Annotated in this window: 16 protein-coding genes; 7 read left to right on the forward strand and 9 right to left on the reverse strand. The window is 69.9% G+C overall.

Annotated elements, in window-relative coordinates:
* The first annotated feature begins 69 nt into the window (after positions 1-69).
* The 3 genes from C8K38_RS17745 to C8K38_RS17755 all read left to right on the forward strand — a co-directional run bounded on the left by C8K38_RS17745 (position 70) and on the right by C8K38_RS17755 (position 4,116).
* Positions 70-1,473 carry an MFS transporter gene (locus C8K38_RS17745; RefSeq protein ID WP_097212806.1) on the forward strand — a complete coding sequence of 468 codons (1,404 nt, stop codon included), beginning with the start codon at positions 70-72 and terminating at the stop codon, positions 1,471-1,473.
* Between the two features lie 118 nt (positions 1,474-1,591).
* Entirely contained in the window at positions 1,592-2,896 is a 1,305-nt protein-coding gene (locus C8K38_RS17750) for an alpha/beta hydrolase (protein WP_179800614.1), read from the forward strand.
* A gap of 38 nt (positions 2,897-2,934) precedes the next feature.
* A complete protein-coding gene (locus C8K38_RS17755) occupies positions 2,935-4,116 on the forward strand; it encodes a sensor histidine kinase (protein WP_097212738.1) in 1,182 nt (393 codons plus the stop codon).
* Here C8K38_RS17755 and C8K38_RS17760 read toward each other — a convergent pair.
* Positions 4,092-4,751, reverse strand: a complete 660-nt coding sequence (locus tag C8K38_RS17760) for a response regulator (RefSeq protein WP_097212739.1) — start codon at positions 4,749-4,751, stop codon at positions 4,092-4,094. The two genes, C8K38_RS17755 and C8K38_RS17760, sit on opposite strands and share 25 nt — an antisense overlap.
* Positions 4,752-4,889: 138 nt before the next feature.
* Between C8K38_RS17760 and C8K38_RS17765 the strand changes: the two genes are divergently transcribed.
* From C8K38_RS17765 to C8K38_RS17780, 3 genes are all read left to right on the forward strand, one after another.
* On the forward strand, positions 4,890-5,618 hold the full coding sequence (locus tag C8K38_RS17765) for a class I SAM-dependent methyltransferase (protein WP_179800615.1): 729 nt from the start codon (positions 4,890-4,892) through the stop codon (positions 5,616-5,618).
* 412 nt (positions 5,619-6,030) lie between these two features.
* Positions 6,031-7,431, forward strand: a complete 1,401-nt coding sequence (locus C8K38_RS17775; RefSeq protein WP_097212742.1) for a 3' terminal RNA ribose 2'-O-methyltransferase Hen1 — start codon at positions 6,031-6,033, stop codon at positions 7,429-7,431.
* The gene (locus C8K38_RS17780) at positions 7,428-9,962 is read left to right on the forward strand and encodes a polynucleotide kinase-phosphatase (RefSeq protein ID WP_097212743.1); all 2,535 of its coding nucleotides are present in this window, start codon (positions 7,428-7,430) and stop codon (positions 9,960-9,962) included. Before C8K38_RS17775 ends, C8K38_RS17780 begins: the two co-directional genes overlap by 4 nt.
* A gap of 71 nt (positions 9,963-10,033) precedes the next feature.
* Here C8K38_RS17780 and yaaA read toward each other — a convergent pair whose 3' ends face one another.
* Positions 10,034-10,774 (reverse strand): peroxide stress protein YaaA, encoded by a 741-nt coding sequence (gene yaaA, locus C8K38_RS17785; RefSeq protein WP_097212744.1) that lies wholly within the window; start codon positions 10,772-10,774, stop codon positions 10,034-10,036.
* An 83-nt stretch (positions 10,775-10,857) separates the two neighbouring features.
* Between yaaA and C8K38_RS17790 the strand changes: the two genes are divergently transcribed.
* A complete protein-coding gene (locus tag C8K38_RS17790; protein WP_097212745.1) occupies positions 10,858-12,603 on the forward strand; it encodes a proline--tRNA ligase in 1,746 nt (581 codons plus the stop codon).
* Positions 12,604-12,634: 31 nt separating this feature from the next.
* On the opposite strand, the gene C8K38_RS17795 is transcribed toward C8K38_RS17790, so the two are convergent.
* From C8K38_RS17795 to C8K38_RS17825, 7 genes are all read right to left on the reverse strand, one after another.
* Complete coding sequence (locus tag C8K38_RS17795) at positions 12,635-13,192, reverse strand: hypothetical protein (RefSeq protein ID WP_097212746.1); 558 nt, start codon at positions 13,190-13,192, stop codon at positions 12,635-12,637.
* Positions 13,193-13,264: 72 nt separating this feature from the next.
* Entirely contained in the window at positions 13,265-14,089 is an 825-nt protein-coding gene (locus C8K38_RS17800) for an SDR family NAD(P)-dependent oxidoreductase (protein WP_097212747.1), read from the reverse strand.
* The gene (locus C8K38_RS17805; RefSeq protein ID WP_257017558.1) at positions 14,086-15,693 is read right to left on the reverse strand and encodes an AMP-binding protein; all 1,608 of its coding nucleotides are present in this window, start codon (positions 15,691-15,693) and stop codon (positions 14,086-14,088) included. The genes C8K38_RS17800 and C8K38_RS17805 overlap by 4 nt, the downstream gene beginning before the upstream one ends.
* Before the next feature lie 8 nt (positions 15,694-15,701).
* Entirely contained in the window at positions 15,702-17,228 is a 1,527-nt protein-coding gene (locus tag C8K38_RS17810) for a succinic semialdehyde dehydrogenase (protein WP_257017560.1), read from the reverse strand.
* Positions 17,229-17,232: 4 nt separating this feature from the next.
* Positions 17,233-17,823: a TetR/AcrR family transcriptional regulator gene (locus C8K38_RS17815; RefSeq protein WP_097212750.1), complete on the reverse strand. Its 591-nt coding sequence runs from the start codon at positions 17,821-17,823 to the stop codon at positions 17,233-17,235.
* A gap of 21 nt (positions 17,824-17,844) precedes the next feature.
* Positions 17,845-19,191, reverse strand: a complete 1,347-nt coding sequence (locus tag C8K38_RS17820; RefSeq protein WP_097212751.1) for a cytochrome P450 — start codon at positions 19,189-19,191, stop codon at positions 17,845-17,847.
* Between the two features lie 9 nt (positions 19,192-19,200).
* Positions 19,201-20,133, reverse strand: coding sequence for an oxygenase MpaB family protein (locus tag C8K38_RS17825; RefSeq protein WP_097212752.1), 933 nt, complete (start codon positions 20,131-20,133; stop codon positions 19,201-19,203).
* Positions 20,134-20,258 lie beyond the last annotated feature (125 nt).

Here is a 20,258-nt window from a genome sequence, read left to right on the forward strand (position 1 = left end):
GACTCCACTGTCGTGAAGTACCCCGTGACCACGCGAGCCTTCGGTCTCGCCATCGTCGTCCTCGGCGGTATGCAGCTGATGATGGTGCTCGACGGGACCGTCGCCTCGCTGGCCCTGGCCCGGATCCAGCAGGATCTCGACCTGAGCGACGCGGGCCGGAACTGGGTGATCACGTCCTACGCGCTGACCTACGGCGGCCTGATGCTGCTCGGCGGACGGCTCGGCGACGCCTTCGGGCGCAAGCGGGTCTTCATCGGCGGCGTGGTGCTGTTCACGGTGGCCTCGCTCATCTGCGGACTCGCCACCGGTGAGGTCTCGCTGATCGCGGCGCGGGCGCTGCAGGGCGTGGGTGCGGCGATCGCGTCGCCGACCGCGCTTGCCCTGGTGGCGACGACATTCGCGCCCGGCCCGGTCCGCAACCAGGCGATCGCGATCTTCGCGGCCATGACCGGCATCGGTTCCGTGACCGGACTGATCGTCGGCGGCGCACTGACCGAGGTGTCCTGGCGCTGGATCTTCCTGATCAACGTGCCGATCGGGCTGCTGATCATCGGCCTCGCCATTCCCTCGCTGGTGGAGACCGGCGCCGAGCGGCTCAAGCTGGACGTGCCGGGTGCGGTGCTCGCGACCCTGGGCTGCACCGGTGTGGTCTTCGGGTTCACCGAGGGCGCGGAGATGGGCTGGACGAGCCCGCCGGTGATCGCGGCGCTGGCCGTGGGGCTGGGCATGCTGGCGGCGTTCCTGCTGGTCGAGCGCAGGGCGGAGAACCCGCTGCTGCCGTTCTCGCTGTTCCGCAACGGGAACCGGGTGGCCACCTTCATCGCGATCGCGCTGGTGGGCGCGGTGATGTTCAGCCTGGCGCCGTTCGTGGCGCTGTACGTGCAGGACATCCTCGGCTACAGCCCGCTGGCCGCGGGCATGGCGTTCGTGCCGTTCGCCTTCGGCCTCGGCGCCGCCGCATTCGTGGCGTCCAAGCTCGCGGTCCGCGTCCAGCCCCGGTGGCTGATCGTCGCCGGCACCGTCCTGACCACGCTGGGCCTGCTGTACGGCTCCACGCTGGACACCTCGGCGACCTACATGGGCAACCTGTTCATGCTGGTGGTCGGCGTCGGATTCGGTGTCGGCCTCGCGGTGGTGCCGCTGCCGCTGTGCGCGATCGCCGGGGTCGGGCAGCACGAGATCGGCCCGCTGTCCGCGATCGCCCAGGTCGCACAGGTGCTCTTCGGCCCGATCGGGCTGGCGATCGTCGGCGCGATGGCCACGTCCAAGACGCTCTCGCTCGGCGGCACCTCCGGGGTGGCGTCGACCATGAACGCGGACCAGCTGTTCGCGCTCAGCGAGGGCTATACGACGGCCCTGCTCGGCTGCGCGATCTTCGCCGCCCTCGCCGCCGTCGTGGCCCTGTTCATCCGGTTCACCCCGCAGCAGGTCGCACAGGCGCAGGCCGCGGAGAAGGCGGCGCAGGAGTCCTAGCGGTGCCGGAGGCCGCACCTGTCCCGCTCCGCCTGTGGCGACCGTCCAGTATGGTGCGACGAACAGGCAATGACGGGGGACAGGACCTGCAATGACGGCTGAGCCGCGAGAATCGGCAATGCCCACGAAGGCGCGCAGTCGGTGGCGTATCGCCCTGGGGGTGGTGACCATCGTCCTCGGAATCGTGGTGGCGATCGTCGTCGGAGCGCTGGCGGTGGGCCTGGTGGCGCTCGCGGTTGACATCCCGGCGCTGTTCCTCGGAGCGGGATTGGCCGGCGCCGTCGCCGTCTGTTTTCTGGTGAGCTGGTGGGGTTTTCGGCTGACGGGGGCGCGTCGTGCGAAGGTGGGTGCGGCCGGACTGAGCGTGGTGATCGGCGTGGCCGTCGCCGCGCTGGCAGCATCGACGATCCTCAGTCCGTTCCCTGCTCAGCCGGACTCCGCGGTGCCGTCGGACGTCCAGTACTGGGACCTGCCGACCGGTTCGCGCATCGCCTACGTCCACGCCCCGGCCGCCGCACTCCCGACCCCGAAGCCGCCGGTGATCTTCGTGCACGGCGGACCGGGAACACCCGGCGAGGGAATACCGGTCGGCGGCGCCGAACTCGCCGCCCAGGGGTTCGACGTGTACGCGTATGACCAAGTGGGGGCGGGCCGTTCGACCCGACTCGACGATGTCACCGACTACACCGTGCAGCGCCAGGTGGCCGATCTCGAAGCGACACGGCAAGAACTCGGTGCCGAGCAACTCGTCCTGGTCGGACGGTCCTGGGGCGGATCGCTGACGGCGCAGTACATCGCTGCGCACCCCGATCGCGTCGCGAAAGCCGTCTTCGTCGCGCCAGGAGCGATCTGGCCGACGGCATTTCCCGACGGCGTCGGCGAACCCTGGCACGAGATGGATCCCGCCCAGCAGGCACGCTACGACGAACTGATGGGCAACCCGCGCATTCTCGCCCAATCGCTGTTGATGGGCGTGAATCCCCAAGCCGCACATGCGTTCGTCCCCGACGCCGAGGCCGACTCGTGGATGCACGAGGTCGCCCTCACCGGCCGCGACGGGGCCTCGTGCTCACGCGAGGTCACCACGCCGCCGCACGACAATCTGCAGGGGTTCTACGTCAATCAGATGACGACGGCCGATTTCGGCTCCATCCCGGATCCCAGGCCTGCGCTCACGAACGCGCGGGTTCCCGTCCTGGTCATGGCGGCCCAATGCGACTTCCTGCGCTGGCCGGTCTCACGCGAGTACCGAGACACTTTCCCCCACTCCACGCTGGTCGACATCCAGGGTGCCGGCCACGGGGTCTCGACGGACCAACCGGAGATCTACACAGGCTTGCTGGAGACGTTCCTGAACGATCAGCCGCTCCCGCTCCCCGCCTATACATCCATGGACCCTCCGCCCGGACGATGGACCAACTGACGGAGCGTTCGTGATCGGATACGCGACATACTCAGCGTGTGACCGCCCTCGAGGAGTACCGCCGGAGGCTCGAGCCCCGTCTTCCGCGGATTCGCGACATCGCGCTGCTGGCGGCGACGATCTTCGTCCTTGTCGGGCGGTTCGTGCAGGCGGGCGACCATTCGGCGCAAGCATTCTGGTTGTCGGCGATTTCGGTCGCCGCCGCCACGACGCTGTGGTGGCGCCGCCGGTATCCGATCGCGATCACGTGCGTCGGCATTCTCGTGTGTGCTCTGTCCGGGTCGAATCTGATGATGCTCGTCGCGATCTGCACCCTTGCGGTTCGCCGCCGGGACCGATGGCTCTGGATCCTGGCGGTGGCCGGGGCGCTGACGGACGCCGTGTCCGAGTCTTTCCGGCGTACCGCGGAGGACTATCCGACCGTGCTGGGCTCGGCATTGTTCGCGATCGCCGCCTTCGCCGTTCTCGGCGCCTATATCGGCCTGCGCCGCGCCTATCTGGACGGACTTCACGATCGCGTCCGTCAGGCGGAAGCCGAACGCGAGGCACGAGCGGCCCAGGCTCGGCTGGCCGAACGCAGCCGCATCGCCCGCGAGATGCACGACGTGGTGGCGCACAAGGTCTCGTTGATCGCACTGCACGCCGGCGCCTTGCAGGTGACCCGCGCACCGGATGCCGACCGCGTACACCGCAGCGCGACGCTGATCGCCGACACCGCCCGCGGTGCGCTCGAGGATCTGCGCGGCGTGCTGGGCGTGCTCCGGGACTCGTCCGACGAACCCGCGCCGGAACCGCCGCAGCCGCTGCTGCGGGACATTCCCGCGCTCATCGCCGCGTCGCGTGCCGCGGGCGTCCCGATCGTGGAGGACATCCGCGCGGACCTGGACCGTCCGGCACCCTCCGTGCTGGCGCACGCGGCCTTCCGCGTGACCCAGGAGGCGCTGACGAACATCCACAAGCACGCGGCGGGCGCCGCCACCACGATCGCGATCGACGGCGCACCCGGCGACCGTCTGAGCATCGAGATCGTCAATGCGGCGCCGGCAGAATCCTCGGCGACCACGACCCTGGGCGGGTCCGGAGCGGGACTGGAGGGGTTGAGCGAGCGCGTCATGGTCGCCGCGGGAACGTTCGAGCACGGGCCCACCGCCGACGGCGGCTTCCGGGTGTTCGCAAGCTTGCCGTGGCCCAGCCGTCAGCCGGACTCGCCGAGCAGCTGAGCGTCACGCGCCACCAGCGCCGCCTGGACCCGGTTCGAGACGTCAAGAGCGGTGAGAATTCGACTGACGTGCGCCTTCACCGTGCTTTCGCGCATCGACAGCCTCTCCGCGATGTCGGCGTTGGAGTCCCCACGCGCGACCCGCTCGAGGACCTGCGTCTCGCGCGGGGTGAGGCGCGCGATGCGCTCTGCCGCGGCCTGGGCGGACTCGGCTGTCTGTTGGTGGAATCGGTCGATGAGCGCCCGCGCCGCGCCGGGATGCAACATCGACCCGCCCGCCGCGACGACGTGGACCGCTCGGAGAATCTCCGCGGGAGGTGTCTCCTTGAGCAGGAATCCGTCTGCCCCTGCCGCGAGCGCCGAATACACGTGCTGGTCCAGATCGAACGTGGTGAGCACCAGGATGCGCGGACGGGACGGCAGTGCCGCGATCCGGCGCGTCGCCTCGATCCCGCCCATCGTCGGCATCCGGATGTCCATCAGCACCACGTCGATGTCACGGGACCGAACAACTCGCACCGCATCGGCGCCGTCCGACGCGTGCGCGACCACGGACAGTTGGTCGTCGGTGGCGAGCATGTCGGCCAACCCCTGGCGCACGAACGGATCGTCGTCGACGACGAGGATGGAGATCACGTTGCGAATGTACCCGCGGAATCGGCTTCGGCATCGACTGTTTCGACCGATCGCCGGTGGTACCACCTACTTTCGTCGGGGGTGCCGGTGGCCGGATTGCCGATGCGGCGCACCGTGCCGCGCCCGCACTGTGGGGACATGATGAACTTTGCCGCCAGGATCTCTCCGACACGATTCGGCGGCCACGCGCTGTTTGCCGCCGAGGCCGGTCGTGATCTGCGGACGACGGGCGCGATCGCGCCGAGCAGTGCACGGCTGGCACGTGCGCTGACGGAGTCGATCGCCCGTTCCACCGATACCGCGCTGTCGATCCTCGAGGTCGGTGCGGGGACGGGTGCGCTGAGCCGGGCGATCGCGGCCCGCATCGGCCCGGACGACACCTTGACCTGTGTCGAACGGAACCCGCGACTCGCCGCGTACCTCCGAGCGGAGATCGGTGTCGATCCGGCTCTCCGCGCCTGCGCGGAGCGGATCGTGATCCGCCAGGCCGACATCGTCGGACTCCCGGCGGCCGAAAAGTACGACGTCATCGTGGTCGGACTCCCGTTCGCGAACTTCACCGAGAACGAGACGCGTGCGATCTGCGAAGCCCTGGACGGGGTACTCAAGCCCGGCGGCTGCATCACCTACTTCTCGTATCTCGGCGGTGCGGCGGTCGACCGGTTTTCCGGGGAACGGCACCGTCGGCACCGCCGAGGCAGCGCACGGGCGCTCTCCGAGTTCCGCGCACGCTTCCGCCAGGATCGCGTCAAGGTCTGGACCAACCTGCCGCCCGCCTACGCCTGGACGCTCACGAAACCGGGAGTGGCCCAACCCGATCCCCATGTCGGTGCCGGGAATCCGCACACCAAACCGATCACCGCGTAAGGGAGTCGGGGGTGTGGCGTACGGGAGTGCTCACCGATCGGACCGACGCTCCGGCGGTCTGGTGGTTTCTCGCGGCGATGGTGGTGACGGTCATCGGGACGTGGGGATTCGGCTTGGCGATCTGGCGCTATGTCTCGGCGCGGACATCGCACACGAGATCGGTGCTATGGGGGGCCGGCTTCGTGATGTGGGCCGGGGGAGTGTGGTTGCTCTTCCATAAGGCGGCGAGCCTGGGGTCCGGCGGCGCTGTCATCGTCGCAGTCGCCACGGGCCTGTGGAGCTGCGCATATATCAGGCCCCGCCGCCCACCCCCTGTCATGCGGTACTCCTTTCGGGAGTAGGAGACGCGCAGCCGCCGCAACCCGCCGACCGTCGCGACGGAAAGTCGCTCGACACCGCCGGTAGTGTCCGAATGGTGCTGTTCACACTGACCGCGACCGCGACTGGCGGCTTCCCGGATGCGTCGGACCTCGGCTACCTCCTGCACAAGCATCCCGATCGGGTGCAGACGTTCGAGTTGTCGGTGGGGACCGCGACCGTGCTCTATCCGGAGTCCTCGCAGTCGAGCTGCACCGTGGCGATGATCCTCGACGTCGATCCAGTCGATTTGGCGCGCAGCAAGTTCCGGCGGGGCAGTGACGGTTTCGCGTTGGGGCAGTACGTCAACGACCGACCGTATGCCGGGTCGTCGATGCTGGCGGTGGCGATCTCGCGAGTGTTCAAATCGGCCCTCGCCGGGACGCTTGCATCGCGCCAGGAACTTCCGCTGACGGCCCTTCCGCTACGGGTCACCATTCCGGCGATGCCGGCCAGGGGCGGCGCAGACCTGCCGGGCCGGCTCTTCGGGCCACTCGGCTGGGACGTCATCGCGGAGCCGCTCCCGCTGGACGAGACCATTCCGCAGTGGGGTGACTCGGCATATGTGAGCCTGACGCTCGTCGGCACGCAGACGTTGTCCGCGGCGCTGCGACACCTCTATGTCCTGCTGCCGGTGCTCGATGACGTCAAGCACTACTGGGTCGGCGAGGAGGAGGCCGACAAGTTGGTTCGGATGGCGGGTGAGTGGCTGAGCGGCCACCCGGAAGCCGAGCTGATCGCCTCGCGCTACCTCGCGCACCGACGTGAGCTGGTGGCGTCCGTCGTCGATCGGCTGGTCGAGGACGCAACCACGGAAACAGGTGATGTGCCGGCGGTCAACGCCGGCCTCGCGAACCGGCGTCAGGACGCGGTGATCGCGACGCTCGAGGACCTCGGTGTTGCGCGGGTGGTCGATGTCGGCTGCGGTGAGGGAAAGATGTTGCGGGAGCTGCTCGCCCGGCCTGCCTTCACCAAGATCGTCGGCGTCGATGTCAGCGACAGCGCGCTGCGTAAGGCGGAACGCAGGCTCGGGCTGGCCGAGCTGTCGGACCGTCAGCGGGAGCGGATCTCGGTGCTCCAGTCGTCGGCCACCTACCGAGATCCACGCCTGAGGGGGTATGACGCGGTGGTGTTGATGGAGGTGGTCGAGCACGTCGACGAGTCGCGGCTGCCGGCGCTGGTGCGGTCGGTGTTCGCCGACATGCACCCGCGGGTGGTCCTGGTGACCACGCCCAACGCCGAGTACAACGTGCTGTATCCGAATCTCGAGCCGGGCACCTTCCGGCATCCCGACCACCGATTCGAGTTCAGCCGAACGCAATTCGAGGCCTGGGCAGCAGAGGTCACGTCCGCACACGACTATGACGTGAGCTTCACGGGGATCGGCGATGTCGACGGAACCCTTGGCGCGCCCACCCAGATGGCCGTGTTCATCCGACGGGAGGTTTCGGCATGAGTGTTCTCGAGATACCCGAGCCGTCGTTGGTCGTGCTCATCGGGATCAGCGGGTCGGGGAAGTCGACCTTCGCGGCCGAGCATTTCGGCGCGTACGAGGTGATCTCGAGCGATCACTGTCGCGGATTGGTCAGTGACGACCCGAATTCGAAGGAGGCCACCGTCGATGCGTTCGAGGTCCTCGAGTTCATCGCCACCAAGCGAATGCGCGCCGGGAAGCTGACCGTCATCGACGCGACGAGCGTCCAGCCTGCGGCCCGCAAGAAACTGATCGACCTCGCCCGCTCCCAGGATGTGCTGCCCGTGGCGATCGTGCTGAACCTGCCCGAGCAGGTGTGCGCCGAGCGCAACGCTGCCCGGGGGGACCGAGGGTTCGATCGCAGCGTCCTGCGACGTCAACACCAGCAGCTCTCGCGGTCGATGCGCGGGTTGGCTCGTGAGGGTTTCCGCACGGTCCACGTCCTCGATGGGGTCGAGGACGTGGCGTCGGCGCGGATCGTCCGGCAGCCGTTGCGGAGCGACCGTCGCGATCTGCCCGGGCCGTTCGACGTGATCGGGGACATCCACGGCTGCCTCGGCGAGCTCGAAACCCTGTTGGGTGCCCTGGGATACACGGTGCGGCGGGACGAGCAGGGTAGGCCGGTGGATGCACTTCCGCCTGCCGGGCGCACCGCGGTGTTCGTGGGCGACTACGTGGACCGTGGCCCCGACTCGCCGGGTGTGCTGAGGCTGGTGATGGGTATGGCCGCGGCCGGTCACGCGCTGGCACTGCCGGGCAACCACGAGAACAAGCTCGTGAAGGCGCTGCGCGGCCAGAAGGTCAACGCCACTCATGGTCTCGACCGCACCCTCGAGCAGCTCGCGTCCGAGTCCGAGGAGTTCCGCCGCGCCGTCGCGGACTTCTGCGACGGGCTGGTCGCGCATCTCGTCCTCGACGACGGGCGGCTGGTCGTCGCCCACGCGGGCCTGAAGGAGGAGTACCACAATCGCGCGTCCGGTCGGGTGCGCAGTTTCGCGCTCTACGGCGAGACCACCGGTGAGACGGACGAATTCGGTTTGCCGGTCCGCTACCCGTGGGCAGAGGACTATCGCGGCGACGCGATGGTGCTGTACGGGCACACGCCGGTGCCGGATGTGCGGTGGCTCAACAACACGGCCTGCCTCGACACCGGGTGCGTCTTCGGCGGCGCGCTCACGGCGATGCGCTACCCCGAGCGCGAGGTGGTCTCCGTTCCGGCCGATCGGGAGTGGTATCCGCCGGCCAAGCCGCTGCACATGCCGGAGCCCGATCCGCAGGCCCTCGACATCGAGGACATTCTCCGGGTCGGGGGAGTGGATACCGCGCTGCGCGGACGGATCACGATTCGGCCCGAGAACGCGGCGGGTGCGCTCGAGGTGATGAGCCGATGGGCGGTGGCGCCGCAGTGGCTGCACTACCTGCCGCCGACGATGGCGCCGTGCGCGACCTCGTCGCGACCCGGTCTCCTCGAGCATCCAGCCGAAGCCTTCGCCGAGTACCGAAAAGCGGGGGTGAGCGAGGTGATCTGCGAGGAGAAGCACATGGGTTCGCGGGCGATCGTGATGGTGTGCCGCGATGCCTCGGTGGTGGCCGCGCGATTCGGCGTCACGGACGGCCTGTCCGGGATGGTGCACACCCGAACCGGTCGGCGCATGTTCGACGAGGAACAGACCGAGCGCCTGGTGACCCTCGTCGCGGAGGCCGTCGGGGACGCCGGGCTGTGGGAGGAGCTCGGCACCGACTGGATGCTCCTGGACGCGGAGCTGCTGCCGTGGTCAGCGAAGTCCGAGGGGCTGCTCCGGTCGCAGTACGCCGCGGTGGGTGCGGCCGCGCGCGCCGACCTGGCGGGCCGTAGATCGGTGCTCGAGGCCTCGGCGGAGCGCGGACTCGACGTCGGGGATCTCCTCGAGCGGGTGAACAGCAGGGCGGCCGACGTCGCGCGCTACACCGAGGCCTACCGGCGATACGTCTGGCCGACCGACGGCCTGGACGGCGTGCGGGTGGCGCCGTTCCAGGTCTTGGCCACCGAGGGCGCCGGTCACAGCGATCGCGATCACGGCTGGCACCTGGCGATCGCGGACCGGCTCGTGGCGGCGGCACCGACCCTGTTCACCACGACCCGGCGCGTCGTCGTCGACACCGGCTCGCCGGAGTCGGAGGCCGCGGGCATCGCCTGGTGGGACGAGCTGACCGGCGCAGGCGGCGAGGGCATGGTGGTCAAACCGCTCGCCAACGGGGCGCAGGCAGGCGCTCGTCGCGTTCAGCCCGGCATCAAGGTGCGTGGCCGCGAATACCTGCGACTGATCTACGGTCCGCACTACACCGAGAAGGAGAACCTGGAGCGGCTGCGCAACCGAAACCTGGGGCACAAGCAGTCGATGGCGCTGCGCGAGTACGCGCTGGGCATGGAGGCGGTCGACCGACTGGTCAGGGCCGATCCGCTGTGGCGGATCCACCAGGCGGTGTTCGCCGTGCTCGCCCTGGAGTCGGAGGCGGTCGATCCCCGGCTGTGAGCCGCCTTCCGCACCTGTGAGCGATGTGTACCCCCATCGGGGTGAAACACGCGCACGGGCGCCGGAGGTGCCTACGTCAGGATGATCAGTTCCCGCTGGGAGGCGATCTCGACTCGCAGCCCGGCCTTGGCCGCGACCTTGGCGACGCCCTTGACGTCGGACGGCTCCGCACGGGAGACCACCAGCGCGCGGGCGAGCAGGCCCTTGTGGTGCTTGTTGAAGTGGCTGACCACCGAGCGGCTGCCGTCCGGCTTCTCGGTGAGCACTGTGGCGATCACAGCACCCGGCACCGGGCCGAGCTGCTGGTAGGTGCCCGAGCGCAGGTCCACCACCAGGCCGTTGGCCTCCGCCTCGAGAGCCGAGGTCAGCTCGGGCTTCCACACCGACTGCAGGGTGCCCATCCCGGGCAGCTTCGAGCCGCCGGAGAGCCGGTAGGCCGGGATCGGATCGCCCGCGCGGACCACGCCGAACAGTGCGGAGCCGACCGCGAGGCGGGTCAGCGCCTTCGCCTTCTGCGCGCGGGTGAACGACTTCGCGTCGAGGGCGTCGAACAGCACCCCCGTGTAGCGCTCCAGGGCCGGTCGCGTCGGCGAGGTCCAGAGCGCCGCGTTGCGGGCGATCTCGTCGGACTGCCCGGAGCTCAGCCCCAGCGCGAGGCTCGACGCCTCGGCGTCGGCGGCCAGCTCGACGAGCGCGTTCACCAGCACCTCGCGGGTCGCGGTGAGCTTGGGCAGCGACAGCTCGCCCAGGTCGAGGGGGACGCCCTTGCCGCCGTCGGACTTGGTCTCGGAGGGGGGAAGCAGCACCAGCACGAGCGGTAACGGTACCGGGCGGGCCGCGCACTGAGGGACCGGGCGGCACCGCCGCCGTGGCGTTCCGACTATCCTGATACCCCGTGATCACCCGCCTGTCTCAGCTGTTCCTTCGCACGCTCCGCGACGACCCGTCCGACGCCGAGGTCGCCAGCCACAAGCTGCTCGTCCGCGCCGGCTACGTGCGGCGCATCGCGCCGGGCGTCTACTCCTGGCTGCCGCTGGGCCTCCGAGTGATGCGCGAGGTCGAGCGGGTCGTCCGCGAGGAGATGGATGCCATTGGCGCGCAGGAGATCCTGCTGCCCGCCCTGCTCCCGCGCGAGCCCTACGAGACGTCGAACCGCTGGACCGAGTACGGCGCCAGCCTGTTCCGGCTCAAGGACCGCAAGGGCAACGACTACATGCTCGGCCCCACCCACGAGGAGCTGTTCGCGCTCACCGTGAAGGGCGAGTACAACTCGTACAAGGACTTCCCGGTCACCCTGTACCAGGTGCAGACCAAGTACCGCGACGAGGAGCGTCCGCGTGCGGGCATCCTGCGCGGCCGCGAGTTCGTGATGAAGGACTCCTACTCCTTCGATCTCACCGACGAGGGCCTGGAGGCGTCCTACCAGGCGCACCGCGACGCCTACGAGCGCATCCTGCAGCGGCTCGGCGTCAAGTACGTCATCGTCTCCGCGACGTCGGGCGCGATGGGCGGCAGCGCCTCGGAGGAGTTCCTGGCCGAGAGCCCGATCGGTGAGGACACCTACGTCCGGTGCATCGAGTCCGGTTACGCCGCCAACGTCGAGGCCGTCAAGACCCTCGCTCCCGCGGCGATCCCGTTCGACGGGCAGCCCGAGGCCAAGGTGTACGACACCCCGGACACCCCGACCATCGAGTCTTTGGTCGACTGGGCCAACGGCGCCGACCTCGGAAAAGCGGTCACCGCCGCGGACACGCTGAAGAACATCATGGTCAAGACCCGCGTGCCCGGCGGTGAGTGGGAACTGCTCGCCATCGGCATCCCGGGCGACCGTGAGGTCGACGAGAAGCGCCTCGAGGCCTCGCTGGAGCCGGCCGAATACGTGCTGATCACCGAGACCGACTTCAAGAACAACCCGTTCCTGGTCAAGGGCTATATCGGCCCGAAGGCGCTGCAGGCCAACGGCGTCCGTTACCTCGTCGATCCCAGGGTCGTCGACGGCACCAGCTGGATCACCGGCGCCGACGAGGAGGGCAAGCACGTCGTGGGCCTCGTCGCCGGCCGCGACTTCACCCCGGACGGCACCATCGAAGCCGCCGAGGTGCGCGACGGCGATCCCTCGCCCGACGGTGCCGGGCCGCTGGTCGCCGCCCGCGGCATCGAGGTGGGCCACGTGTTCCAGCTCGGCCGCAAGTACACCGACGCGTTCGGCGTCGACGTGCTCGGCGAGAACGGCAAGCCGGTCCGTCCGACGATGGGCTCCTACGGCATCGGCGTCTCGCGGCTGGTCGCGGTGATGGCCGAGCAGCAGCACGACGACAAGGGCCTGCGCTGGCCGGCCGAGGTGTCGCCCGCGAACGTGCACCTGGTGATCGCGAACAAGGACGATGCGGCCCGCGAGGGCGCCGAGGCGCTCGCCGCGGAGCTGGACCGCGCCGGACTGTCGGTGATCCTCGACGACCGCAAGGCCTCGCCCGGCGTGAAGTTCAAGGACTCCGAGCTGCTCGGTGTGCCGCTGGTGGTCGTCGTCGGCCGTGGGTTCGCCGAGGGCAACGTGGAACTGCGGGACCGCTTCACCGGGGAGTCCCGTGAGGTGCCCGCCGGGTCCGCGCTCGACGAGGTGCTCGCCGCCGTCCGCGGCTGACGCACGAAACAAGCAGTACCGGACCGGGCCGTCAGCTGACGGCCCGGTCCAGTGCGTTCAGGCGGGCATCCTCCGCCGCCACCCGGCGCCGCTGCACGCTCACGTGGGCGACCGCGGCCACCGCGGTGGCCGCGACGACCGCCGACAGCACCCAGCCGGCGTCCGGTGCGTGCTGTGAGAAGACGGCGTTGAGCGCGACGAAGCCGCGGAAGCCCCCGATGCAGAAGTAGGCGAGGGCGCCTGCGGCCACCCAGCGGGCCTGCAGCGCGGGGACGTTGACCAGCGGCCTGCGCGGTTCGAGACCCAGTTGGGAGCGGCGCAGGGACTCGCGGGCCGCGGCCCGGTCCTGCGCGGTCGCGCGGGTGGCGAGCGGGACGACGAGCACGGCGGCGCAGGCGAGGACCAGTGCTGTCTCACCCGTCGGTCCGTTGCGCACGGCAACCGCCGCCAGCGCCAACAGCCCGGCCGCCAGTGCATACGTCCGGACCCGGGCCCACAGGTCCGCGCGCAGCGCGGGATCGCGGCGCAGTCGCCGGTAGCCGAAGTATCCGGCCGCGCCAACGGCCAGCAGTGCGACGGCGGTGAACATCCGGAAGCGGTCCCTCGGCTCGAGTGGTGATGCGGTACTGGATGCTCTCACACACCGCGGCGGCGTCCCGATCTACGTGGACCCGCCGCGGATTCGTGCGTCGTAGGCGGCGCGACCGGAGTCGGTGTCCAGGAACACCCGGTCGAGCCCGGTCGCGCGCCGCAGCAGGCGGGCGAGCGGACGCGGGAAGAGCGGCCACAGCAGGGCACCGGACAGCCGGCGAGGGACGACCGCCCGGCGCCTGCCGGACCGCAGCGTCGCGACGACCGCGTCGGCGACCGTCTCCGGCGGGATCGGGGTGAGCAGTCGGCCGGGGTGGGTGCCGTCCAGCAGCGCGGTGTTCGTGAACGACGGCAGCACCGTCGACACCCGCACCCCGGCGGCGGACAGTTCGGCGTCTGCGGCGTCGCCGAAGCAGAGCACCGCGGCCTTGGTCGCGTTGTAGACGGCCATGCCGGGGACGGGTATGCAGCCGGCGATCGAGGCGATGTTGACGATCCGTCCGCCACCGGAAGAGGCCATCGCCCGTCCGGCGGCGCGGGTGCCGTGCAGGACACCGCGCAGGTTGACGTCCACCGCCGTGTCCACGATGGCGTCGTCCTGATCGAGCAGCGTGCCGAGCGGCATGATGCCTGCGTTGTTCACCCATCCCCACGGCCGACCCAGTCCCGATTCCACCTGGGCGAGAAACGATGTCACCGACTGGGGATCGGCCACGTCCAGCACGGCGCCGAGCACGCCGAGTTGCCCGGCCGTGCGGATCACCTCGGCCTCGTCGATGTCGCCGATCGCGACCAGGGCCCCGGCGGCGCGCAGCGCGGTCGCGGTGGCGCGGCCGATGCCGCGGGCCCCGCCGGTGACGACCACAACCCGGCCGGTCAGATCGATGCCCCTCATCTGTGCTCCTCCTGCAGTTCGTCGAGTGTGTGGTGGGTGAGCTTGCCCGTCGACCCGCGCGAGAGGCGGTCGACGAACACGATCTCGCGCGGCATCCGCGACCGGGGCAGTTCCGCGGCGAGGTATCGGCGGACCGCCTGCTCGTCGAGCGTGTCCCGACCGGCGGGGGCGTCGGCCCGGACGAGATACGCGCGCAGCCGATGCCCGAACTCGGCGTCCGGTACCGGGGTGACGGCGGCGTCCGCCACGTCAGGATGCGCGAGCAACGCCATCTCGAGCTCCTCCGGGAAGACGTTCTCGCCACCGGAGACGATCATGGCGTCGGAGCGGCCGGCCACGTACAGGCGTCCGGCGGCGTCCAGGTGGCCGCGGTCGCCGGTGTCGAGGAACCCGTCGGGATCGCTCTTCCTGGTGCCGTCGGTGTACGCGTCGATCTGGCCCGGCGTGCGCACGAGGATCCGGCCCTCCGCACCGACCGCTGCGCTCGTGCCGTCCGCGTCGGCGATGCGGACGACGGTGCCACGGGGCGGGAGTCCCGCGCAGTCCGGGGCCACGGCCAGGTCCTCCGGTGTCGCGATGCTGATGTACGAGGCCTCGGTGGAACCGTAGAGGTTGTGCAGCACCGGGCCGAGCGCCGCGGTGGCCTGGGCGACCAGGGCGCCGTCGAGCCGGGCGCCGCCGCTCGCGACGATCCGCAGCGCGGACAGGTCGGCCGCGGGAATCGCGTCACCGAGCGCCACCAGCCGACGCAGCATGGTCGGGACCGCCACCAGGGTGGAGCAGCGGTGCCGCTGCAGGTCCGTCAGCACCCGCGCGGCGTCGAACCTTCGATGCAGCACCAGCATCGAGCCAAGGGTCAGGGTCAGTGTCGCGACGATCAGGCCCCAGCCGTGGAAGACCGGTGCGGACAGCAGCACGCGCTCGCCGCCGCGCAGCGGGATCTTCGAGAGCAGCCCGGCGGGGACCAGCAGCGACGGTGCCTGCGAGCGCGGGGCGCCCTTGGGCAGCCCGCTGGTGCCGCTGGTGAGCACGACCAACGCCGGGGATCGAGCCGGCCGGGCCGGCAGCGCGGCGGACTCGCCGGTCATCAGGGCGGCCATGCAGCTCTCCGCCCGGGCGTCCTCGGTCCAGGCGCACCACCGGGGGCCGTCGAAACCCGATGCCGCGGTGCTGAATTCCTCGTCGTAGACGAGCGCATCGAGTCGCTCGCGGGCGGCCACCTGGGCCACCTGGCGCGGGCCGAAATCCGAATTGAGCAGCACCACCCGGGCGCCCGCGGCCGACGCCGCGCAGAGGGCGACGACGGCATCGGCGTGGTTGCGGCAGAGGATGCCGATCCCCGGCCGCGGCGAGGCCAGCCGGGACGTGAGCGCGTGTGCCAGCCGGTGGGTGCGCCCCGCGAACTCGGCGAACGTCAGCTGGCCCCGGTCGTCCACGAGGGCGACCCGGTCGGGGAAGGCCGAAGCCCCGAAGGCGGGAAGACCGCCGAACGGCCCGAGCCGGGCGACCGCGCGGGCACCCGAGGCCAGGGCCCATGGGTTGCGCGGCACTGCCCCTGCCCGCCAGAGCGTGCCTGCGGCGAGCGCCTCGTCGAGGATTCGCATCGTTCTCCTCATGATCGGTGTCGAATGGCGAGCAGCGCACGGGTGCCCGCGTTCATCGCGCGGAGCAGGGGTCCGCGGAATCGGTCGGGGTAGGCCGTGGCGATGCGCTGGGTGGTGACCGTCTGCGGTTCGGTGTAGCGGACGACGCCCTCCCGGCCGTGCCGCCGCCCGGTGCCGCTGCTGCGCATCCCGCCCATGGGCGCGCCGAGCGAGGCGATCGCGGACAGGTAGCCGTCGTTGACGTTCACTGCCCCCGCGACCACCTGCGCCGCGATCCGGCGGCCACGCCGCAGGTCCCGGGTCCAGACGCTGGCGCTCAGGCCGTACTCTCCCTCGTTCGCGAGGCGGATCGCTTCGGCATCCGAGGTCACCCGGTACAGGGCGACCACCGGACCGAAGGTCTCCTCGGCGTAGACGGCCATCTCGGTGGTGACACCGGTCAGCACGGTGGGCTCGTGGAAGAACGGACCGAGGTCGGGCCGGGGCCTGCCGCCGGTTGCGACGCTCGCGCCCTTGGCCAAGGCGTCCGCCACATGGTGAAGGGTGAGGTCCAGTTGCCCTTGCGAGGTGAGCGAACCCATGTCCACGTCGTAGCCGTGTCCGGCTCCCAGCCGCAGTCGCGCGGTCCGTCTGACGAGCTCGTCGCGGAAGCTGTCGAACACCTTCTCGTGGACGTAGATTCGCTCGATGCCGATGCACATCTGCCCGGCATTGGAGAAGGCGGCCTGCACGGCGCCGCGGGCGGCGGCGCGGAGGTCGGCGTCCGCGCAGACGATCAGCGGGTTCTTGCCGCCGAGCTCGAGCGAGGCCCCGATCAGGCGGTCTGCGCAGCGACGCGCGATCTCGCGCCCCGTCGCGGTCGAGCCGGTGAAGCTCAGGTGGTCCACCTCGTCGATCAGGGCGGGCCCGATCCGGCTCCCCGGTCCGGCGATCACCTGCCACGCGGCCTCGGGCACCCCCGCCCGCACCGCCAGGTGCCGCGCGTGCAGCAGCGTGAGCGGGGCCTGCGAGTCGGCCTTGCTGAGGACCGCGTTCCCGGCGAGCAACGCCGGGACCACGTCGCCGACGGCCAGGAACAGCGGGTAGTTCCACGGGGCGATCACCCCGACGAGCCCCTTCGGGCGGTACCCAACGCGGGTCGAGACGAGGCCGGGCACCGCGCCGAGCGCGCGCCGCTCGCCCAGGTATGCGCCGCCGCGGGCCGCGTAGTGCCGGGCCACGGAGACGACGCCCTGCACCTCGACGGCGGCGTGCACGCGGGCCTTGCCGGTCTCCCACTGCATGAGGTCGCACAGCCGGTCGTGGTCGTCGACCAGCAGCCGTGCGAACCGCGCCAGCACCCGCTGCCGATCGCGCACCGGCCTGGCCGCCCACGCGGGCTGCGCGGCGCGGCAGGCGAGCGCCGCTGCGGCCACCGACTCGGTTCCGGTCTGGGGAACGTCGGGGAGGGGCTCGCCGGTGAAAGGGGCCGTGGCCGAGGCGAACTCGGTGGACGGCGGCAGCTGGCGCAACAGCGCCTCGACCGACGCCGTCATGGTGTCACCACACCAGTCGGGCGAGGTACCTCTCGGCGTAGTGACGCACCGCATCGGGATCGGTGGTGTCGAGTCGGCCGTGCGGGTGCAGCAGCAGCGACATCGAGATCCGGATGAGGATCTCGGAGACCGAGAGCAGGTCGTCCTCGGGCATGGTCGCCCCACTGTGTCGCAGCGCGGCGGCCACCCGGGCGGCCGCGACCGCGATCGGTGCGCCCTCGGTGCGGGTGGTCACCTCGACCAGCATCTCCGGTTCGCTCTCGAGAATCCGGCCGAGTAGCGGAATCTCCCGCGTCAGAGCGATGCCCCGTGCAAAGCACTCGACCACGGCCCGTACCGGGTCCAGATCCCGGGCCAGGGCGTCGAGCTGATCGAAGAACAGCCCCGCTTCGCGCAACACCAGCACCTCGACCAGGGCGTCCTTGTTCGGGAACTTCCGGTAGAGGGTGCTGCGGCTGATCCCGGCACGCTTGGCCACGTCGTCCATGTTGGTCCGACGGATCCCGTAGCGCTCGAACTCGTCCCGGGCGGCGTCGAGCATCGCCTGCTCCGCGGGAGGTGCGGTCGGCGCGACGGGGGCGGGACGCGTGTTCATCGTGTGCCAGCATATCCGCGGTCACAGCGCCCGCAGCGTGACGGGCAGGTGGTCCTTCGGGACCGGCAGCGTGGAATTGTCGAGTTTCCAGGTGTAGTCGGCGGGTACCGTCCACTCGTACTCGAGGAGCAGGTTGTGCATGATCGTCTTGATCTCCATCTGGGCGAAGTACAGGCCGATGCACTTGTGCACGCCGCCCCCGAACGGCATCCAGGCGTAGCGGTGTGACTTGTCCTCGGCGCGCTCGGGGGAGAATCGATCCGGGTCGAAGTGCTCGGGATGCGTCCACAGGTCCGGGTTGTGGTGGTTGACCATGCCCACCGCGCTGACGTAGGTGCCCTTCGGGACGAAGTGCCCGTTGATCTCGGTGTCCTCCAACGCTCGTCGAGCCAGCCCCGGCACCGGGGAGTTCAGTCGCAGCGACTCCTTCATCACGGCGTCGAGCACCGTGAACTCGTCGAGGTTGTCGTAGTTGATCTCGCGGGGCAGCGAACGGGACTGCGCCCGCGCACGGTCCTGCCACTCGGGATGCTTGGCCAGGTAGTAGGCCATGGTGGTGAGGGTGATCGTCGAGGTGTCGTGCGCGGCCATCAGCACGAAGATCATGTGGTTGACGACGTCCTCGTCGGTGAAGGTGTGCCCCTCCTCGGACCGCGCATGGCAGAGCACCGAGAACAGATCGGGCGTCTCGCCGGATGCGCGTTTGGCCGGCAGGTGTCTATGGAAGAACTCCTCGAGCACGCGTCGCCCGGCCAGGCCCCTAGCCCACTTGGTTCCCGGAATGTCCTTGCGGATGATCGACATCCCGGCGTTCACGCAGTCGATGAAGGCCTTGTTGATCCGATCGGCCTCGGCGCGCGGCAGGTCCATCCCGAGGAAGATCTCCAGGGCCAGGTCCAGGGTGAGCGCCTTGAGCTCGTCCAGGACGACCACGTTCTTGCCGGTCGGGAGTCGCTCGACCCCCTTGCGCAGCATCGGCTGCATTTCGTCCAGGTACCCGCGCAGGCGTTTGTTGTTGAAGGCCTGCTGCAGGATCAGTCGATGGTGGCGGTGCTCCTCGAAGTCCATCAGCAGGATGCCGCGGCGGAAGAACGGACCGATGAGGAAGCCCCACGCGGGTTCGGCGGCCAGCGCCTTCTGCCGGTTCATGGCCACCGACTCGGTGCCGTCCGCGGTGAGGGGGATGGCGAACTCGAGGCCGAACGCCTTGATGTAGGTGATGTCCCCGAAGGCCGCGCGGCGCTGGGCCACCAGCTCGATCGGATTGCGGAAGAAGCGGAGGAGTTCGATCACGCCAGGGTCGCCGGTGCCGTAGATCGGTCGGAGGCCGCTGCCTGCGGGTGGTGCTGCCAGCACTTTGGTGCGCACGGGGAACTCCTAGCGGGCGGTGGGGGCGGTGGGAACGTTCATCAGGGGGCGAGGGTCGATGCCGACCCGGCGCCAGGCGTCGTAGGCCCATGACAGGTACAGCGCGCGCAGGGGCAGCCGGTTGACGAGCGGGTTGATCCGGCGGGAGAAGGCAGCGAACCGCTGGAACCGCTTCTCCTTCTTGGCATCCCAGTCGAGGTCGCAGACCTCCCGCATCTGTGGGGGCAGCGTGCCGACGACGACGGTGCGGATGAAGCCGTTCAGGGGGGCCGACAGGAGTCGCCACACCGGTGCCGGGATCCGTCGGGGGCCGGGCACGCCCTTCCTGATGTACCCGGTGGCGTACACGATGGTGCGGGTCGGGACGAACCGGTCGAGCATCTGCTCCCAGTACTCGAGGAACTCCTCGTAGGTCTGCGGTTGACTGCGATCGCTCACCCCGTAGAGGCGGTACCAGGTCTTGCCCTCCTCGAAGATCTGGACCTTCTCCTCGTGGGACAGGCGCCGGACGAAGGTGTCGGTGACGTAGAGGACCTGGTCGACGAAGGTGGCGTGCGCCCAGTAGAAGAGCTCCGGGTTGAGCGCGTGATAGCGCGATCCATCGGCGACGGTGCCCTTGATCGGCTTGTGGAAGTCGCGGACGGTGCGGCCCCAGCGGTGCGGGTCCTCGCTGTAGACGGTCTTCATGATCGGGGGTCCGCTGCGCCGTGCCCGGCCGAGGGTGTCCGAGAAGATCACAGAGTGGTCCTCGACCGCCTTGCCGAGTTGTTCGATGCAGTTCTCGGTCCCGGCGATCCGCTGGAAGCCCAGCAGTCCGCGGACGTCACCGTAGTACTTCCAGATCAGGGAATCGGGGCCGAGCCGAGGTGAGGTCGAGGCGATCTCGTCGTCGACCGGCATGGGGACGGCCTCGCGAATGGCGGAATCGAAGTCGAGCGGCATCGTGGGTTCCTGTCGGCTCTTGGACGATGAAACAAAACTGTGTCTCTGTTCCAGAACGTAGCAGCGAAGTGACCTGCGACACAAGGGGGTGGAATAGCTACTCGCTGGTAGGTTCATCTCAGACG

The organism is Rhodococcus sp. OK611, assembly GCF_003050885.1.
Taxonomy (GTDB): Bacteria; Actinomycetota; Actinomycetes; order Mycobacteriales; family Mycobacteriaceae; genus Rhodococcus_G; species Rhodococcus_G oryzae.